The sequence below is a fragment of the Stutzerimonas chloritidismutans genome (assembly GCF_038562055.1).
Taxonomy (GTDB): Bacteria; Pseudomonadota; Gammaproteobacteria; order Pseudomonadales; family Pseudomonadaceae; genus Stutzerimonas; species Stutzerimonas chloritidismutans_A.
Genome location: NZ_JBCFXD010000002.1, coordinates 364,391 through 382,992, shown reverse-complemented (window position 1 = coordinate 382,992; position 18,602 = coordinate 364,391). Strand labels below are relative to the sequence as shown.

Genomic DNA, 18,602 nt, shown 5'->3' with positions numbered 1-18,602 from the left:
TGCGGAGGCACATCGGCGGCCGTTGCTTGCTCCGCGAGTCGCTGACAGAAACACTTTCCGCATACCTCCCGCCCTCACTCTGGCAACAGCAGCGAGCTGCTAAGCTGACTTACCGTTTTTTCAGAACCCGCTGCCCATGAATTCCTTCATTTCTCCATCGAGTGACGAAATCGCCGCCCAGCGCGCCGAATTGGCGCGGCTGGTCTTTGATGCTGTCAGCAGCGATGGCATGCACCCGACCGCCATTGAACCGCTGCATCTGATCCGTTGCGCAAAACCCGGCGAGATGACCTACGGACTGCAAAAGCCGGCGCTGTGCGTCATCGTGCAGGGCGGAAAGGAAGTGCGCCTGGCGGACGAACTGTATCGCTACGACCCACTGCACTATCTGGTGGTGTCCGTGACGTTGCCCGTGTCGGGCTGTGTCATTCGGGCGTCCAGCGATGAGCCTTACCTCTGCATCCGTCTGGACATCGATCCGTCGTTGATTGCCGGGCTGGTCGCTGAGGCCAACCTGCAGCCAGGGCCGAAAGAAACCGCGGGGCGCGGCCTCTATCTGGACCGTATCGACGCGCCGCTGCTGGATGCCACGCTGCGCCTGGTGCGCCTGCTGAAAGACCCTCGGGACATACCGGTGCTTGCGCCACTGGCGTTACGGGAGATTTTTTACCGGTTGCTCCGTGGGCCGCAGGGCCATCATCTTCAGGCGGTAGCGTTGCAAGGCAGCCAGTCGCACCGGGTCAACGATGCTATCGAATGGCTCAACCGCAACTACGTCGAACCGCTGCGCATCGAGGAGCTGGCGCGACGAGTCAACCTCAGCAGCTCCAGCCTGCACCACCGTTTCAAGGCGCTGACCGCCATGAGCCCGCTGCAGTACCAGAAGCAGCTTCGCCTGCAGGAAGCCCGCCGCTTGCTGATGGCTGAAGGCTTGGACGTGTCGGCGGCGGGCTATCGGGTCGGTTATGAAAGTCCTTCGCAATTCAGCCGGGAATACAGCCGCTTGTTCGGCGCCTCCCCGGTCAAGGACCTGGCCCGCCTGCGCAGCAGTGCGTGATTTCAGCGCACCGAGTCGTGGCCTTGGGTGGGCTTGATCTCGAAAGCAATCGACCAGTTGTAGAGCGGGTAGGGCTTGCCCACCAGCGCGGCGATGTTTGCTTCGTCCGGCATGCCTTCGTCGGGCAGGTATTGGTAGTGGGCGTCCGCTACGGTCGGGTCGCTGTCATGCAGTTCACCGGCGCCGCCTGTCGCATGGCTGGCGTAGCGGATCGTCGGGACGCCCACCAGATCGCGGCCAACCACCAGGCGCAACACGGTATCAGCGGCGGCTTCGATGTTTTCCACCGGTACCTTGCCCTTGTCATCGGTGATGACGAAACCGTAGTTCTCGATCATTTGCGCCTTGTGCCCAAGATAGGGCTCGCTGAAGGCCAGCGGCGGATGAGGCACGTGGAAGTCCATCAGGATTTCACGGCCTTCGACCGTCGCGTGCAGAGGTGATAACGGTTGCCAGCCGCGCTGCTCGACCACCACTTGATGGAACACCTTGCCGAGCATCTGGCCGAACCAGCGGTAGCCATTGGCCGACAGATGCGTGCCTTTGTCGACGTAGGGATAGACGGGGCCGGCCAGGTACCAGTTGGGCTCTTCCTTCGCCAGTTCCCATTGTGCGAGGCCGATGTCCAGGCTGCCGTCGACGACTGAAGTCTTGGCGTCGGTCTGGTAGCTGATGAACGCGGGCATCCGCTCCTGGCCGATGGCCTTGGCCGTGTCCTCGTTCAGGTCGTTGCGCAATTGACGCAGCCTCTTCTTGTAGGTGGCCTTGTCGTTGACGCCGCCTTGTACCTCGGCATAGTCGTATTCACCTTGCAGCCAGAACAGTGCGCTGAGGTTGTAGCTGGCGTCATCGGCCTGCGCGACCTGCCGGGCCTGATCCACCGCTTGAGGCACGCGCTTGTATTCGTGAGTGCCGCCGACCTTGGACAGCTGAGCAATGGAGCGGCCCGACGTCGCAGCGTTGCTGGCGACGAGCAAATGCTGCGGGTCGGCCTCGATGCCTTTGCTGTCGAGGTAGAGCCGCCGGGCCATGTTCAAGGCGCCAACCTCCACCGACTCGCCTTCTTCCTGGGCCTTTTCTTCCAGCTTCGCGACGCCCTCGGCATCGAGCAGAACCTTCGGGTCGCGTTTGAGCTGCACCACCGCCTGGAGCGGCTTGAACGCGGCGCCGCCGACCGGGACGAAGCGATCGCCGCTAAAGGTGGCCGAGCGTGTCGAGTCGCCCAGCATGAGGTTGTCATAGCCTGGCTGCTTCGATAGCGCAGGCCAGCCCTCGGCAGCCGATGCCAGCGACTGGCCGAAGGTGATGACGTGGTTGTACTTCGCGTCGAGGGCCGGTGCCTGATGCTCGGGTTGCTCGATCATTTCCTGGCTCCATTGCTTGTTCCGCGCATCGCGCGCCGCGATGGCCGATTCCTCGGCATGGGCTAACAATGCAGCGTTCGATAGCAGGAGGCCGGTGAAGGCGGCATAAACGATCGGGTTTCTATGGGGCAGGATGGCTTGGCGGAACTGATTGGAAGCAAAGGGCATCGATCGGGTCCTGATGATTGAAGCGCAAACGAGCGCGATGCAAGGGAAGACGGGAGGTTGCGGCGTACCGTAAAGGCAGGGCAGGCGTTTCGACGACCTGGAAGGCGCTTAGTTCTAACCGACTGCGCGCCGAGCGCGAGCAGTAAGGAGAGTGCGTGCCGCCAGCTTGCTGCCGGTGTGCAGAGTTCAAGATATTTGCGGCGGGAAAACCAGACGAGAAGCGAAGTGCGCTAAAGATCGCTATAGCGCACTTCGCGAACACGCTCGCTCCTGCATCAAGCAGGCTGCCGTTGACCGGGCAACGGCGTTCATCAACACCTTGCGCCAAGGCTGAACGATCAGGCCTCGATGACTTCGACTGCGCTCTTGAGCGCCGCAGCCAGCTCTTCCAGCCGATAGGGTTTGGCCAACACCTGCACACCTTCGGCTTCGGCCGATTGTTTGATCGCTTCGGCGTAACCACTGGTGAGCAGCACTGGCACGCCGAATTGGCGCGCCCGGATTTCGCGGGCCAGGTCCAGGCCGTTCATGCCGCCGGGCATCATCACATCCGAGAACACCACATCGATCTCGCGCTCGTTGGCGAGGGCACCCAGCGCTGCCGCGGCGCTGGCGGCGTAGGTCACTTCGTAGCCGAGGTGTTCGAGCATCTCGCCGACCAGCGCCGCGACCTCGTCATCGTCATCCACCAGCAGTACGTTGCCGGCCGAACGCCGGACGGGTTCGTCCACTGGCGGCTGATCTTTGATCGGGCTCGGCAGGTTCACCGAGCGCGGCAGCAGCATCACTATGCTGGTGCCCTGGCCGTATTCGGAATCGATCCAGACCGTGCCGCCGGATTGACGTGCGAAACCATAGACCTGCGCCAATCCAAGGCCCGAACCCTTGCCAATTTCCTTGGTGGTGAAAAACGGGTCGAAGACCCGGTTGCGAACGTCATCTGGTATGCCGACGCCCGAATCGATGACCGCCAGGCGGACAAAATCGCCCCTGCGACCGAGCACTTGCTGATCGGGCGCGTTGCAGGCCTGCAGAAGAATCGAGCCGCCCTCAGGCATGGCGTCACGTGCGTTGACCGCGAGGTTGAGAATGACCAGCTCCAGCTCTCCTGGATCGACTTCCACGGGCCAGAGATCGGGCGCGAATTCTTCCCTGACGTGCACATCGCCGCGCAGGCTGCGGTCGAGTAGCTCGCGCATCTGGCTGATCCGCTGAGCCAGGTCGACAGCCTCGGGCGCCAGGGATTGACGGCGGGAAAAGGCCAGCAATTGGCGGGTCAGCGCGGAGCCACGCTGGGCGGCTTGGCGCATGCCGTCCATGAGGCGCTTGCGGCGCTCCATGTCGTCGCGGCGGTCGAGCATGTCGAGCCCGCCGGAGATGACCATCAACAGGTTGTTGAAGTCATGTGCGATGCCGCCGGTAAGCTGGCCGATGGCTTCGATCTTCTGCGTTTGCCGCAGGGTTTCTTCGATGTGCGCGCGCTCGACTATCTGCGTGCGCAATTCGAGGTTGGTGCGTTCCAGCTCGCTGGTGCGTTCGACCACCAGTGCTTCGAGCTTTTGGGACGCCTGTTCCCGCGCTTCGATCAAGGCGCGCACCTGGTACTGGCGCAGGCGTCCGCGTACGGCCGCCTGCACGGCACTGGTCAGGGTAATGCTCTGCACCGGACGTTCGAGCAGCGAAACATTGCGCAGCGCTACCACCATGCGCTTCCGCCAGGCGGCAACGGCGGGTTGTTGGTGCTTGCTGGTGAGGACCACGAACGGAAAATCCGACCAGGGCGGTTGCCGATCGACCCAGTCCGATAGCGCTTGAAGGTCATGACCGAACAGGCCTTCCTCAGCGATGAACACGGCAGACGCATCGGTTTCGGCGCGTTGCAGCACTTCATCGACGCCGTGACAGACCGTCGCATCCATGCCGCTACGGCGTAGCAGCTCGGCTGTGGCCGGGCCATCCCGGCCGATGGGGGCGTAAACGACGACCAACGGCTGCTCGGATTTAATGGGCGTCTTCATGCTCGTCTGTCAGTAGCTGAGTCGCATCACCGGTGTATTCCGGTGTGCCCGATAGAATGCCGCTGAAGTGACTCAGTGGTGGCCCGACCTGCACGCCGCTGGCGCTGAGGCGGTACTCGCGAACGGTGTTCTCATGCCGTCCGCTGCGCTTTTTGACGACAGACAAGGCCCTGCGAACGATGCCAGCGTGCTCGAAGTAGCGCAGCATGATAACCGCATCGCTGAGGTAGCTGATATCGATGGGCGTATCCATCAGGCCCACCAGGCCATGCTGGGCCAGCACCATGATGCTGATCACACCTTTCTGTCCCAGGTAGCTCAGCAGCTCGTGCATTTGCAGGATCAGAAAACGGCCGTCCGGCATGGCATGCAGGTAGCCGTTGAGGCTGTCCAGAATCACCAGCCGCGAGCCTTGCTCTTCCACACCGCGCCTCACGGCTGCGGTGAATTCGCCGGGCGACAACTCGGCGGGATCGACCTGTTGCAGATGCAGCAGGCCTTGTTCGATCCAGGGCTCTAAGGCAAGCCCCAGCGAGCGGCCGCGCGCCATCAGCGTGCCGATGTTTTCATCGAAGATAAAGAAAGATACCTGCTCGCCGCGTTTGCACGCAGCTAATGCGAAACTCAACGCCAAGGAAGACTTGCCGACACCCGCCGCACCGACGAATAGCGCATTGGTGCCGCGCTCCAGACCGCCGCCGAGCATGATGTCCAGCGCGGAATTGCCCGATGAGGCCACCTCGCCGATGTAGCGTGAGTGATGCTCTGAGGCGATCAGCCGAGGGAAGATTTGCAACCCGCCCTTGCGTATGACGAAGTCGTGATAGCCACCGCGAAACTGAATGCCGCGCATCTTCACCACGCGCAGGCGACGGCGCTCCGCTCCGTAGTCGATGGCCAACTGTTCCAGCATGACCACGCCATGGGAGATTGAATGCAGCTGGATGTCGCCGCGTTCGGAGGTTTGATCGTCCAGCAGGATCACGGTGCAGCGGCGCGTGGTGAAAAAATGCTTGAGCGCCAGTACCTGACGCCGATAGCGCAGAGGGCTCTGCGCCAGCAGGCGCATTTCCGACAGGCTGTCGAAGATCACTCGAGTGGGGTTGGTTTGTCGCACGCGGTCGAACACTTGCTGAGTGGTTTCGCTCAACTCCATTTCGGCGGGGTGCAGGACCGTCAGTTCGAGTTCAGGGTCAAGGCTGGCTTCAGGCGTTACCAGCTCGAACACGTCAATGCCCTCGAGCGACCAGCCATGGCGCTTGGCAACCAGCTCCAGTTCTTGCTTTGTCTCCGACAGGGTCACGTAGAGCACACGCTCGCCTTGTCGAACACCCTCTAGCAAAAATTGCATGGCGATGGTGGTTTTGCCAGCCCCCGGGCTGCCTTCGTACAGGTACATGCGATTGGGGTCCAGGCCGCCGCCTAAAATGTCATCCAGGCCTTCGCTGCCGGTGGATATGCGAGGGATGTCTTCGTCCGGGTTGAAGGAAGGATCAATGCGATCGGTCATTCCGTACTCCTTACGCGGGCTTCTGTATGAATGAAGCCGCGTTGGTTGTTCCTGCCGGCCGAGTCCATGCATTCAGGACAAGGGCCGTGCGGAACACGCCCGTAAAGTGCCTAATCGGCGGGTCGGGCTAAAACCCTCTCGAGCAATCGTCAGGCGCATACCGAGCGAGCTTATTTAAAGGTGTTCGGCAGACGATACCCGAGGGGCGCAGTCAGACAATCCGACTCGTTTTTCCCCGGCCCGTTCCGTTTCAGCCTTTTTGCCTGGCGCGCTCAGCCGGCTTTAAGGCGGGCTTGATAGCCCGCCAGGCCAGATTTTTCGACGTTTTTCTTGTTGCGCCGAACTGACTACCGACGAGATGACGACGCAACAGGTTGCAACCATTGCCCCTTGGTTCACCCGTGCCGCTGTTCCATGATCAGGCTTTACCTGTCGCGGGTCGCTTGCATGTCTCGTTTCTCTCGCCCATCGACGTCAGCGCTGGGGCGCTTCCTCAACCTTGGTGGAACTGGCGCCCGGATAGCAGGCAATCTGCTGGTGCAGCGCATCACACCTGGCAAGGCGCGTATCGACTGGGAGCCGGTTGGCTCATTGCTCGGCGAGACGCTAGGGCAGATGAAGGGCCCGGTACTCAAGCTCGGCCAACAGGCTTCGCAATGGCAAGACGTGTTGCCCCAGCCGATAAGCGCCGCGCTGTCACGCCTGCAGAATCAGGTGCCTTCACTGCCGTTCGCTTCGCTCGAATCACACCTGCAGCGTCTCTACGACGGGCAGCTGTACGAGCTATTCGAAACCATCGAACCCCAACCCACTGCGGCGGCGTCACTGGGGCAGGTTCACCGCGCACGTGATCGGCAGGGGCGGGCGCTGATCATGAAAGTCCAGTATCCAGGCATTCGCGGCATTTGCGACGCTGACCTCCGACAGTTGCGTCGCTTGATGCCCCTGGGGCGGCTGTTCGGCACGCCCTCGGCGCGGCTCGAATCCGTCTACCGTGAGCTGCAGCGCGCCATCGACCAGGAGCTCGACTACGAGGCCGAGCGCAACAACCTCGAGCGCTTTCGCCAGCATTTCAGCGACTGGCTTGGCCTGCGCATCCCGTATGCCGTCCCAGCATTGTGCCGCCCGGGCGTGCTGGTGTTGGAGGAAGTGCCGGGGCGCTCAATGAACGAGGTCGACCAGGCGGCCCTCGAGGTCCGGCAACAGCTGGCCGAAGCGCTGTGCGACTGGCTTGCCGAGCAGGCGTTCGGCCTGGGACTGCTGCACGCGGACCCGCACCCAGGCAATCTTGCCTGGACCGAGACCGGGGAACTGGTGGTCTACGACTTCGGCAGCGTCGTGCCGCTGCCGCAGCATCTGCTGCGCGCATATGTACAGATCTTCGACGCCCTGCGAGGTCCCTCCAGCGAGGCGTTGGAGGCGGGTTTCCAGGCACTCGGAGGGCGCCAGCCCGGCAGCGCGCCGCCGCATAGCCTGTATCGACGCATCCATCTGCTGCTGCATCCGCTGCTGCAACCGGGCGCGGAATGGGATTTCCTCGGCGCGTCCCTGCATCAGCAGCTGGTCGAGCTCTCGCCTTTGCTGATGTCCGCACTCGGCAGTCTGCAACCGGCGTCCGGTACGCTACTGGTCAATCGAACGCTGGAAGGGCATTACTGGAACCTCTACCGGCTTGGTGCCTGCCTACCGGTGGCCGACCTGCTGGCACATCACATCGAGCAATGGCGCACAGGTGTGCTGCCCAATAAACCAGGCTAGGCGCTCAACCCTATAGTCGGCCCCGACCATTCCAATCAGGCCTGATCGCGGCCAGAGGTAAACAGTATGCAGATGAGTTCTTTACCCGAGGGATATCGCGCCCTGATCATCGGCGCGTCTGGCGGCATCGGAGCGGCGCTGGTCGACGTATTACGGGGGGACTCACGTTGCGCCTCGATAACCGAATTGGCGCGCTCGACCACACCGTCGCTGGACCTGGCCGACCCGGGCAGCATCGGACACTGCGCGACGGAGGTAGCCGGGCAGGGCCCGTTCCACCTCATCATCAATGCGGCGGGCGTGCTGCACAGCGACACGTTCATGCCGGAAAAGCGCCTCGCCGACCTCGATCACCAGCAGCTGCTCGACACCTTCCAGGTCAACACTTTCGGCCCCGCACTGCTGCTGCGACACTTCTGCCCGCTGCTCGACCGCCAGCGCGGTGTATTGGCCATGCTCTCGGCCAAGGTCGGCAGCATCGGCGACAACCGCCTCGGCGGTTGGTACAGCTACCGGGCCTCGAAGGCCGCGCTGAACATGCTGATCAAGACGGCCGCCATTGAGGTAAAACGTAGCCAGCCGAATGCCGTGTTGCTGGCGCTGCATCCGGGCACGGTCAGTTCGAATCTATCCCAGCCCTTCCGTGGCGCCGAGATTGGCCGGCCAGCTGCCGATGCTGCTCATGATCTGTTGCGCGTTATCGACGGGTTGGGACCCGAGGCGAGCGGTGGGTTTTACGCCTATAGCGGTGACGCGTTGCCCTGGTAGGGGAACCTGAACAGGCAGCTCTCGCAGCATGTCGCCTTTTATCGATGGGGCACGCGTATACCTGCTTTGTCTGTCTGCGGGCGGCTGTTACAGGCCACACTCAGGCCAGAGTCTTGAGACCTACATCTGTTCGCGCCCTAACCCTTTCTCTTGCGGGAACATCCGTTAGCCGACAGGCGGCGATATGTTGGCGCTATTTAATTGACTTGAGTCATGGGTGGCTGAGGCTTAAGCCGAAAAAATACCGCCGTCAAAAATGGAGTCCACGCGGCCTTTTCGGCATGCGTCGGCCTCCTATTGGGTATCCACGAAAAGCTTCTGATCCTCCACGAAAAGCTTCGATTGCCCAAACAGACATAAAGAACTGCTCCACGCATCGGCTGTATCGCATCGCGCTGCACCGGGGCTGGAACTGCCATGCCTGCGTCACTCCGTGCAAACGGAGCATTGAGGTCCCTATGCTGAAAAATATTCCCCTGAGCGCAAAGCTCGTTCTCATTCTCGCGTGCCCGGTACTGGGTTTCCTTTGGTTGGCCAGCCTGTACATCGCTAACAGCTACAGCACGCTGAAACAGATGGAAGACACCGTAGAGGCCAGCGTGGCCGCGCAGACCGTCAGCCGCCTGATCACTGAATTGCAGCGTGAGCGCGGTGCCAGTGGGGTCTACCTGGGGAGCCAGGGACGCACCATGGCGAAGCGACTCCCCGGCATGCGCCAAGCTACCGACGACGCGTTGAATGCCGTGAGGGCACTGGCCGCACGTGATGGCTCGCACATAGGCCCTGTTCTGAAGGGCCTTGATGAACTGACGGCAACACGTTCGCAGGTCGACACGTTTGCGATCACCAACGTCGAGTCCGGTGCGCGCTTTACCGCCCACATCAGATCCTTGATCGGCTTCACACATGCGGTGGAGCGCGGGGTGCAGGACGCCACGCTCGCTCGAGCACTCGGCAGCCTCAACCAGTTCATTGAAATGAAGGAGCGGGCAGGTCGCGAGCGCGCAATGCTGGGGGTTGTCTTCGCCAAGGATCGCTTCGACGCGTCACTGCTTGCCTCTTTCAGCCGAAACCTCGGTGAATTCTCTGCCTATATGGAAGGCTTCCGTCGTGCGGCGGCGGAGGGTTTTACCCGTGCATTGGACGAAAAACTGCAGCAGCCGAGTGCACTCGAAGTGGCGCGGCTGCAACGCTTGGCGTTTGAGGTGCCGATTGGCCAAAGCCTGGGCGTTAACAGTGAAAAGTGGTTCGAGACAGCCACCAACCGGATCGATCTCATGGGTGAGCTGGAGCAGGCGCTGGCTCAGGACGTCGGGACCCTGGCCGCTCGGGCGCGCGACGAGGCACAGAGCGCCTTGTGGATGACCGTCTCGGCGGTGGTCCTCGCGCTGTTGGTCGTGGTTGGCCTGTCCCTTCTGATCATTCGCAACATCAAACTGGCCGTTCGGGAGGTCAATCAGGCGCTGCTGGCGCTGTCGGCGCGAGACTTGACGGCCCAGGCGCGCTACGAGGGCAAGGACGAGTTCGGCGAGATCTCACGCAACCTCAACCTCATGGCAGTAGAGCTGCAGCAGGTCGTTCAAGAGATCAGTAACGCAACGGCGCAGGTCGCAATCGCCGCCGAAGAGTCATCCGCAGTCACCGTACAGACCAGCGAAAGCATAGAGCGGCAGCGCCAGGGAACCGAGCTGGTGGTGACCGCCATCAACGAGATGAGTGCGACCGTTCGTGACGTTGCACGGAGCACGAACGATGCGGCCGAACTGTCGCAACAGCTCAACGCCAATACTGCTCAAGGGCGCGCCGAGGTCGAAAGCACCATTGGTCTCATTCGCCAGCTGTCTGACCAAGCTGACCAGACAGCAAGCATCATCACGGACCTGAAGCGCGAGAGCGATTCCATCTCGTCCGTGCTGGATGTGATCCGTGGGATTGCTGATCAGACGAACCTGCTGGCGCTCAACGCCGCCATCGAAGCCGCCCGAGCGGGCGAGCATGGGCGTGGGTTTGCCGTCGTTGCGTCGGAGGTACGGACGCTAGCGCAGAAGACTCAGGAGTCCACAGGCAGTATCCAAGACATGATCGCCAACCTCCAGGGCGGGGCGGACCGGGCGGCTCGCTCGATGCAGGAAACACTGGTCAAAGCGCAGAGCGGCTCCAGCAACATTGGCCGGGCCGGTGAGTTGCTCGCAGAGATCGCCGAAGGTGTGTCGGCGATCAGTGATCGCAACCTGCAAATCGCCACGGCCGCGGAGGAGCAGAGTGCAGTGGCCGAAGACATCAATCGCAACATCGTCGAAATCAACGACGTTGCGATACAGGTGAGCGCCGGTGCTGAACAGACGGCCATGACCAGCCTGGAACTCGCCCGCCTGGCTGAGCAACAGCAACAGCTGGTTGGGCGGTTCAAGGTTGCTTGAGCCGCGAGGTTCCGGCGTGGCTCCACGTCGCTTGGAAGCCGCCGTTACGTTAGTGGAGTTTGAAATTTGCTATTTCCAGAGTTTGGAGAGCGTCTAGGAAAGCCGGGGCGATTCAAACCATGCATAGCGACGGTCTTAGTCAAATCGTCGCTAGCCAACCAGACCAGTGATTCCTAGTTCACACGTTGAGGACTACCAAACTTCATGCCCCCCTGTAGCCTCTGAGCATGATGAATACAAAGACGCCCGTAGTGCCGATCATTACCGAGGCCGCTATCAGCAACATTGCATGCGTTGCTGAGAACGCTTCTTTTGCTGCCTCGATCAGCGCAGCGCTCTGGGGCTGGCCCAGACTGTAGGCGACGACATAGCTATCGCCAATCGAGCGCGCCGCACGCTCGGCCAGGGGGCTCGCAAGATCCACCGGCAGAGAGAACGTGCGACTGAATAAACTGGACATGAACATGCCGAAGAAGGTGACCCCGAGGCCTGTACCCAGTTCATAAGCGGTAGCTTCAAGGGATCCTGCGGCGGCCCCCTCGCAGGCCTCCACTGCGCCCATGATGGCAATGGACGATGTCGTCAGGCCGATGCTCAGTGTCAGCCCCAGCAATGCCAGCAGCACTAATACGACGAAACCGGGCTGATGGAAGTCAGCCATGGCCAGGAAAGCCAGCGCCACGGGGGACACAGCCAAGGACGTGCTGGCTACCAGGCGCAAGCCATAGAGGTTGGAAAAGTAACCGGCAACCGGGCCACCGACGGCAGCGGCGGCCATGATCGGAATCATGAAGATACCGGCCTCAAGCGGCGTCTTGCCCAGCACGTATTGCAGTTCCTGCGCCAGCGTCAGCTCCACGCCGGCCAACGCGCCGATGGAAACCAGCGCCATGATAATGCCGGCCAGGATTGCCGGGCGAGAGAACAGCGCCAAGTCGAGCATGGGCGTCTTCGAACGCAGTTGCACGCGCGCGAACAGGCTCAGCAGCGCCAATCCCAGCAGGGCGACCAGCACCGCTACGCCCAACGGCTGGGTCCCACCGACGGCCGCTTTGATGCCATACACCAGCGACAGCATGCCTACGATCAGCAACAGCGCCTGACGCGGCCCCCAGTTGCCAGGCGTGGTGGCTTCGCTGCGCGGTAACAGGATAAACACCAGCGGTGCGATCACCAGCATGATCGGCACGTTGATCAGGAAAGCAGAGCCCCACCAGAGGTGCTCCAGCAGCGCTCCGCCGATCAGCGGCCCAAGCGCCGCCCCAGCGGCACCGACCATGCCCCAAAGCCCCAGGGCCATGGCGCGCTCGTCTTCATCCTCGAAGATGCGGCGAATGATGCCCAGCACACACGGCATGATCATTGAACCGCCGAGGGCCAACAGCACACGTGCGCCGATGAGCAGGGCCGGGGTCGGTGCGAAGGCGGCCAGCAGCGAGGCGAGGCCAAACACTACCAGGCCGGTGAGCAGCATGCGGCGGTTGCCGATCCCGTCGGCCAGAGTGCCCATCGGCACCAGCAGGCCTGCCATCAGCAGCGGGTAGATGTCGATGATCCACAGCACCTCGGTGGCCGAAGCGCTGAGCGCCAGGGTCAGCGACGGCATGGCGATATGCAGGATGGTCATGTCGATGACCACCGGCAGGAAGGCCAGCATGACGGCCAAAAGGATCAGCCAGCGACGGGGAACCACAGCCAACATGGAGCAACTCCTAAATAACTGGATGGACGCTACTGAGCAGTCGTAGCAGCGGCAATTGCCGCTCTATCGCGCTCATGCAGGCCACCGCCGAGCGACTTGTACAGCGCCACCCGGTTGGCGATTTCGGCGCGGCGCAGCTCCAGCAGCGCCTGGCGTGTGGACTGCAGCTGGCGCTGGGCGTCGAGCAATTCCAGGCGCCCATCGGTGCCGGCACGGTAGCGCAGCTCGGATAGCGTCCGTCGCCTCTCGGCCGCGTTCACGGCACGCAGTTGCGCTTCGATCTGGCGGTCATAGGTGGCCGTGCCGGCCAGTGCGTCGGCCACCTCACGGAAGGCGGTCTGGATGGTGCGTTCGTACTGAGCGACCGCCTCGGATTTGCGCACCTCGGCCAGGTGTAGCTCGCCACGCAGACGTCCACCGTGGAACAGCGGCTGAGAGATCTGTGGAACAAAGCGCCAGACCTGCTGCGCCGGGTCGAACAGGCCGCCGAGCGAGGTGCTGGCGTGACCGAAGGAGGCGGTCAGGGAAATCTGCGGGAAGAACGCCGCCCGCGCCGCGCCGATATCGGCATTGGCGGCGACCAACGTCTGCTCGGCCTGGCGCAAGTCCGGCCGGTTCAGCAGCAGGTCGGCCGGCAGCCCAGCCGGTAGTTGCGCGATCAAGGGCTGACGCTCCAGCGGCAAGGCGGCGGGCAGATCGTCCGGCAGTTCGCTGCCCACCAGTAACTGCAGCGCGTTGTCCGCTTGCGCCAGGGCGCGGCGGCGCGCCTCCAGGTCGGCTTCGGCCAGAGCCACCTGGCCTTCGGCCTGGGCCACGTCCAGGCTGCTGTTCTGCTCGGCCTGCTTGAGCAGGCGCGCCAGCTCCAACGACTGTTGCCAGTCGGCCAGGGTGCGTTCGGTCAGTTGCAATTGCTCGTCGGCCAGGCGCTGGGCGAAGTAGGCCTCGGCCACCGCGCCAACCAGGGCGATCTGCGCCGCGTCGCGGCCCTGCTCGCTGGCCAGGTAGCGCGCGAACGCCGCGTCGGAGAGTGCGCGCACGCGGCCAAACAGATCCAGCTCGAAGGCGCTGAGGGCGACGCCCACCCCGGTCTGCTGGTTCACCTCGCGGTTCGTCTGGCCGGTGGCATCGGTGCTCAGGGTGCGCTCCCGCGTACGCGCGCCCTCCAGCCCCACGGCTGGCAAGCGTGCGGCGCGCTGAATGTTTGCCTGAGCCTGCGCCGCCTGCACGTTAAGCGTGGCCAAACGCAGGTCGCGGTTATTGACCAGTGCCAGGTCGATCAACCGCTGCAAGCGCGGATCACCGAACATCGCACGCCAGCCCACTGCGCTGGCTGGCAGGGTCGAAGCCGTTGCATTGCTCGCCATGGGAAAGCTCGCCGGCACCGGCGCCGCCGGGCGCTCAAGGGTCGGCGTCAGCGAGCAGGCGCTCAGGCTGCCGAGTAGGGACAGGGTCAGTAACAGACGCATCACGGGTTCTCCTGAGTCAGCGCAGCAGTGCCACGCCGAGCACGCCAGGCGCTCAAACGCTCCTGGGTGCCGATGACGAAGATGAAGAAGGCCGGCACGAAGAACACTGCCAGCAGGGTGCCGCTGAGCATGCCGCCGAACACCCCGGTGCCGATGGCGTGCTGGGTTTCGGCGCTGGCGCCAGAAGCGAGCATCAGCGGCACCACGCCGAGAGTGAACGCCAGCGAGGTCATCAGGATCGGTCGCAGGCGCAGGCGTGCGGCAGTCACTGCGGCATCGACCAGCGAGCGTCCTTCTGCGTGCAACTGGCGAGCGAACTCGACGATAAGGATGGCGTTCTTCGCCGACAGACCGATGATGGTGATCATCCCCACCTTGAAGAACACGTCATTGGGCATGCCACGCAGCATCACCGCCGCCACCGCACCGAGCAGGCCCAGCGGCACCACCAGCATCACCGACAGCGGGATCGACCAGCTCTCGTAGAGCGCCGCCAGTACCAGAAACACCACCAGGGCCGAGAGCAGCATCAGCAGCGGTGCCTGCGCCGCCGACTGGCGCTCCTGCAATGATGCACCCGTCCAGGCTACGGCATAGCCTTTTGGCAACTGCGCTACCAGGCGCTCCATTTCGGCCATCGCTGCACCACTGGAAACACCGGGCGCTGCGCCACCGGCAATGCGCACGGCGGGGAAACCCTGGAAGCGCATCATCTGCTGCGGCGACTCGCTCCACACTGGCGCCACCACTTCGCGCAGCGCCACCATGCCGCCACTGGCATTGCGCACGCGCAGGCCGAGCACGTCGTCCAGTTGCATGCGCGCCGGGGCGTCGGCCTGCAGGATGACCTGCTGCATGCGCCCGGCATTGGGGAAGTCGTTGACGTACAGCGAGCCCATGGCCGCCGACAGCGTGCTGCTCACGGCGGCGAAGGACAGGCCCATGGCCTCGGCCTTCTGCCGGTCGATCTCCAGGCGGATGCTCTCGCCAGGCGGCAGACCATCAGGGTAGACGTCGCTGACCACCTTGCTCTGTGCCGCCAGCTCCAGCAATTGCGCTTGGGCGGCCAGCAACGCGACCTCGCCACGGTTGGCGCGATCCTGCAGGAACAGGGTGAAACCGGAGGACGTACCCAGCTCGTCGATGGCCGGCGGCATCAGGCTCATCACCGTGCCTTCAACGTTGCCCGCCATGGCCTGCTGCGCCAGCGCAGCTTCCTCGTCGGCCCTGGCGCCCTGACGCTGATCCCAGTCCTTGAGCATGGTGAAGGCCATGGCCGCGTTGGGGCCGGAGCCGGCGAAGCTGAAGCCCAGCACCACCATGTTCGCATCCAGCCCCGGGCGCGTGGCCACGTGCGCCTCGTAGGCCTTGACCACGTCCAGCGTGCGTTCGCTGGTGGCACCGGTGGGCAACTGGATGGAGGTCATGAAGTAGCCCTGATCCTCTTCCGGCAGGAAGGACGACGGCAACTGCGCGGCGGCGATGGCCAGCACCACGCAGAGCGCGGCGAAGGCTGCCATCATCCGCCCGCTGCGCCCGACCAGGCGCGCCACACGCGCGCCATAACTCGTCGTCATTCGCTCGAAGGCGCGGTTGAAAGCACCGAAGAAGCCGCGCTTGGCATGATGATCGGCACTGACCGGGCGCAGCAGCGTGGCGCACAGCGCCGGCGTCAGGCTCAGGGCGAGGATGGCCGAGAAGAGGATCGACACCGCCATCGACAGGGTGAACTGCTGATAGATCACCCCCACCGAGCCGCTGCCGAAGGCCATGGGTATGAACACGGCAGTGAGCACCAGGGTGATGCCGATGATCGCCCCGGTGATTTCCTGCATCGCCCGCAGGGTCGCCTGCTTCGGCGACAAGCCTTCGGTGGCCATCAGCCGCTCGACGTTCTCCACCACCACGATGGCGTCGTCGACGATGATGCCGATGGCCAGGACCATGCCGAACATGGTCAGCGAGTTGATCGAAAAGCCTGCCAGCAGCATCACCGCGAAGGTGCCGAGCAGCGCTATGGGCGCAACGATGGCCGGAATAAGCGTGTAGCGCAGGTTCTGCAGGAACAGCAGCATGACCAGGAACACCAGCACCATGGCCTCGAACAGGGTGTAGATCACCTTCTCGATGGACACCTTGACGAAGGGCGCGGTGTCGAACGGCACCGAGTAGGCCATGCCCGCCGGCATGCTCGGCGCCAGCTCGGCCAGGCGCTCGCGCACGGCCGACGCGGTCCGTACGGCGTTGGCGCCCGGTGACAACTGGATGGCGGCACTGGTCGCGGCCACGCCGTTCTCGCGGTTGGAGAAGCCATAGGACTGCGCGCCGAGCTCGACCCGCGCTACGTCGCCGAGCACCACCTTGGCGCCGTCGACACCAGCGCGCAGCACGACGGCTGCGAACTGCTCCGGCGTGGTCAGTTGCCCCTGCACGGTCAGCGGCACGGTCAGGCGCTGGCCGGGTACGGCAGGCTCGTCACCGACCCGACCGGGGGCGATCTGCGCGTTCTGCTGCTCGATGGCCTGGGCCAGTTCGTTCATGGTCAGGCCGTAAGCGGTGAGCTTGTTCGGGTCGACCCAGACACGCATGGCCTGCTCGGTACCGAACAGTTGCACACGCCCCACCCCGTCGATGCGGCGCAGTTCCTGGACGATATTACGCGCCAGGTAATCGTTCAGCGCCACTTCGTCGTACTGGCCGTTGGGCGAGGTCATGCCGACCATCATCAGAAAGCTCGAAGCGGCGGATTCCACCTGCAGGCCGCTCTGCCGCACGGCCTGGGGCAGGCGCGGCTCCACCGCCTTGATGCGGTTCTGTACGTCCACCTGGGCCAGCTCCGCATCGGTGCCCGGCTTGAAGGTGGCGGTGATCTGCGCGGTGCCCGAGGTGTCCACCGAGGACTCGAAGTACAGCAGGTTCTTCACCCCCGACAGCTCACGCTCGACCAGGCTTACCACCGAGTCGTTGAGGGTCTGCGGGGTGGCGCCCGGATAGGTGGCGTAGAGGGTCACCGAGGGCGGCGCCACCGAGGGGTAGCGGGCGATGGGCAATTGCGGGATGGCGATGACGCCGACCAGCACGATGAACAGGGCGATCACCCAGGCGAACACCGGGCGGTTGATGAAAAACTGGGGCATGACAGATTCTCCAAGCTCAGCGCGCGACGGCGCTGAGGCGTTCGCCGTTGGCGGCTGGCTGCCAAGGGCGCGTGGCAACCTGGGCAGCCGGGCTCAGGCGCTCGATGCCTTCGATCACTACCTGCTGCCCGGCACTGAGCCCGGACACGACGCGATAACTGCGCGCCACCAGCTCACCGAGTTCGACGGGCACCGGCTGCGCCTGGCCCTGAGCATCCACCACCCACACGCTGGCCTGGCCCGCCGTGCGGGTCACCGCCTGCTGCGGCACGCTCAGCGCTGCGGGGTAATGAGCACGGGGAATCCGCGCCTGCACGTAGAGGCCGGGCAGCAGACGGCGCTGTGGGTTGTCCACCAGCACGCGCAGCAGCACGTCGCCGGTCCCAGCATCTACCTCGATGCCTGAAAACAGGATGCGCCCGCGCATGCCCAGGGGCTTGCCGTCGCTACCAAGGATTTCCACGCTCAGCTCCGGCGTCGCAGATCCGACCTGCTGACGCAGCACCTCCAGCACCGAGGCGGACTGGCGCACGTCGACGTACACCTGATCGATCTGCTGGATGCGCGCCATGGGTGTGGCATCGGTGGGCGACACCAGGGCTCCTTCGCTGACCAGCGCCTGGTCGATGCGCCCGGCAATCGGCGCCTCGACACTGGCGAACTGCAAGTCCAGCTTGCGCCGTGCCAGCGTCGCCTTGGCTTGGGCCACATCGGCCGCGGCCTGATCGCGCTGCGCCACGGCATCGTCATACACCTGGCGGCTGACCGCTTCGGCCGCTACTAAAGGTTTCAGCCGCTCGGCCTGCACGCGCGCCCGTGCCCGTGTCGCCTCGGCGCGTTGCAGAACGGCAGCAGCGCTGTCGACCTCAGCCTTGAAGGGAGCCGGGTTGATCTGGAACAGCACGGCACCGGACTTGATCTCGGTGCCCTGCTCGAACAGGCGGCGCTGCACGATGCCGCCGATCTGCGCGCGAATCTCGGCGCTGCGCACGGCGGACACGCGTGCGGGCAGATCCTCGCTGATCGCCAGGTCGTGCGTCTGCAGTGTCAGCACCGACACTTGCAGCGGCGCGACTGCTTCGGTTTGCTCTGGCGCCGCATCGCACCCGGCCAATGCCAATACGGCAAGCCCTGCGAGCACAAGGCCCAGATGCCGCTGTTTGCTGCCCATAACCCACTCCTTGCTGAACACTGCGCCCCGGCGAACTGTTGGCGACCGGGAGCTGATCGAGGC

11 protein-coding genes are annotated in these 18,602 nt (G+C 63.7%); 4 read left to right on the top strand and 7 right to left on the bottom strand.

Going from position 1 to position 18,602, the window contains the following annotated elements:
* The first annotated feature begins 136 nt into the window (after positions 1-136).
* Complete coding sequence (locus tag AAGW23_RS05200; protein WP_342405281.1) at positions 137-1,057, top strand: AraC family transcriptional regulator; 921 nt, start codon at positions 137-139, stop codon at positions 1,055-1,057.
* 2 nt (positions 1,058-1,059) lie between these two features.
* Here AAGW23_RS05200 and AAGW23_RS05195 read toward each other — a convergent pair whose 3' ends face one another.
* The 3 genes from AAGW23_RS05195 to AAGW23_RS05185 form a co-directional block, all read right to left on the bottom strand.
* Positions 1,060-2,589 carry a sialate O-acetylesterase gene (locus tag AAGW23_RS05195; RefSeq protein ID WP_342405280.1) on the bottom strand — a complete coding sequence of 510 codons (1,530 nt, stop codon included), beginning with the start codon at positions 2,587-2,589 and terminating at the stop codon, positions 1,060-1,062.
* A 338-nt stretch (positions 2,590-2,927) separates the two neighbouring features.
* Positions 2,928-4,607, bottom strand: a complete 1,680-nt coding sequence (locus AAGW23_RS05190) for a response regulator (protein WP_342405279.1) — start codon at positions 4,605-4,607, stop codon at positions 2,928-2,930.
* Positions 4,591-6,117 carry an ATPase domain-containing protein gene (locus AAGW23_RS05185; RefSeq protein WP_342405278.1) on the bottom strand — a complete coding sequence of 509 codons (1,527 nt, stop codon included), beginning with the start codon at positions 6,115-6,117 and terminating at the stop codon, positions 4,591-4,593. The genes AAGW23_RS05190 and AAGW23_RS05185 overlap by 17 nt, the downstream gene beginning before the upstream one ends.
* A gap of 447 nt (positions 6,118-6,564) precedes the next feature.
* Here AAGW23_RS05185 and AAGW23_RS05180 point away from each other — a divergent pair, with 447 nt between their 5' ends.
* The 3 genes from AAGW23_RS05180 to AAGW23_RS05170 all read left to right on the top strand — a co-directional run bounded on the left by AAGW23_RS05180 (position 6,565) and on the right by AAGW23_RS05170 (position 11,063).
* Positions 6,565-7,875 carry an AarF/ABC1/UbiB kinase family protein gene (locus tag AAGW23_RS05180; RefSeq protein ID WP_342405277.1) on the top strand — a complete coding sequence of 437 codons (1,311 nt, stop codon included), beginning with the start codon at positions 6,565-6,567 and terminating at the stop codon, positions 7,873-7,875.
* Positions 7,876-7,941: 66 nt separating this feature from the next.
* A complete protein-coding gene (locus AAGW23_RS05175) occupies positions 7,942-8,643 on the top strand; it encodes an SDR family NAD(P)-dependent oxidoreductase (RefSeq protein WP_342405276.1) in 702 nt (233 codons plus the stop codon).
* A gap of 458 nt (positions 8,644-9,101) precedes the next feature.
* Complete coding sequence (locus AAGW23_RS05170) at positions 9,102-11,063, top strand: methyl-accepting chemotaxis protein (RefSeq protein ID WP_342405275.1); 1,962 nt, start codon at positions 9,102-9,104, stop codon at positions 11,061-11,063.
* A gap of 202 nt (positions 11,064-11,265) precedes the next feature.
* On the opposite strand, the gene AAGW23_RS05165 is transcribed toward AAGW23_RS05170, so the two are convergent.
* Genes AAGW23_RS05165 through AAGW23_RS05150 form a run of 4 tightly spaced genes read right to left on the bottom strand, consistent with a single transcriptional unit; the run spans position 11,266 to position 18,539 of the window.
* A complete protein-coding gene (locus AAGW23_RS05165; RefSeq protein ID WP_342405274.1) occupies positions 11,266-12,765 on the bottom strand; it encodes an MFS transporter in 1,500 nt (499 codons plus the stop codon).
* 29 nt (positions 12,766-12,794) lie between these two features.
* Complete coding sequence (locus AAGW23_RS05160) at positions 12,795-14,231, bottom strand: efflux transporter outer membrane subunit (RefSeq protein WP_342405273.1); 1,437 nt, start codon at positions 14,229-14,231, stop codon at positions 12,795-12,797.
* Complete coding sequence (locus tag AAGW23_RS05155) at positions 14,231-17,368, bottom strand: multidrug efflux RND transporter permease subunit (RefSeq protein ID WP_342405272.1); 3,138 nt, start codon at positions 17,366-17,368, stop codon at positions 14,231-14,233. Before AAGW23_RS05155 ends, AAGW23_RS05160 begins: the two co-directional genes overlap by 1 nt.
* 16 nt (positions 17,369-17,384) lie before the next feature.
* Positions 17,385-18,539: an efflux RND transporter periplasmic adaptor subunit gene (locus AAGW23_RS05150; RefSeq protein WP_342405271.1), complete on the bottom strand. Its 1,155-nt coding sequence runs from the start codon at positions 18,537-18,539 to the stop codon at positions 17,385-17,387.
* Positions 18,540-18,602: the final 63 nt, after the last annotated feature.

What these genes read in the sequence shown, in the direction of transcription:
- AAGW23_RS05200 (WP_342405281.1), top strand. Translation starts at nt 137, where the DNA reads ATGAATTCCTTCATTTCTCCATCGAGTGACGAAATCGCCGCCCAGCGC.
- AAGW23_RS05195 (WP_342405280.1), bottom strand. Translation starts at nt 2,589, where the DNA reads ATGCCCTTTGCTTCCAATCAGTTCCGCCAAGCCATCCTGCCCCATAGA.
- AAGW23_RS05190 (WP_342405279.1), bottom strand. Translation starts at nt 4,607, where the DNA reads ATGAAGACGCCCATTAAATCCGAGCAGCCGTTGGTCGTCGTTTACGCC.
- AAGW23_RS05185 (WP_342405278.1), bottom strand. Translation starts at nt 6,117, where the DNA reads ATGACCGATCGCATTGATCCTTCCTTCAACCCGGACGAAGACATCCCT.
- AAGW23_RS05180 (WP_342405277.1), top strand. Translation starts at nt 6,565, where the DNA reads ATGTCTCGTTTCTCTCGCCCATCGACGTCAGCGCTGGGGCGCTTCCTC.
- AAGW23_RS05175 (WP_342405276.1), top strand. Translation starts at nt 7,942, where the DNA reads ATGCAGATGAGTTCTTTACCCGAGGGATATCGCGCCCTGATCATCGGC.
- AAGW23_RS05170 (WP_342405275.1), top strand. Translation starts at nt 9,102, where the DNA reads ATGCTGAAAAATATTCCCCTGAGCGCAAAGCTCGTTCTCATTCTCGCG.
- AAGW23_RS05165 (WP_342405274.1), bottom strand. Translation starts at nt 12,765, where the DNA reads ATGTTGGCTGTGGTTCCCCGTCGCTGGCTGATCCTTTTGGCCGTCATG.
- AAGW23_RS05160 (WP_342405273.1), bottom strand. Translation starts at nt 14,231, where the DNA reads ATGCGTCTGTTACTGACCCTGTCCCTACTCGGCAGCCTGAGCGCCTGC.
- AAGW23_RS05155 (WP_342405272.1), bottom strand. Translation starts at nt 17,368, where the DNA reads ATGCCCCAGTTTTTCATCAACCGCCCGGTGTTCGCCTGGGTGATCGCC.
- AAGW23_RS05150 (WP_342405271.1), bottom strand. Translation starts at nt 18,539, where the DNA reads ATGGGCAGCAAACAGCGGCATCTGGGCCTTGTGCTCGCAGGGCTTGCC.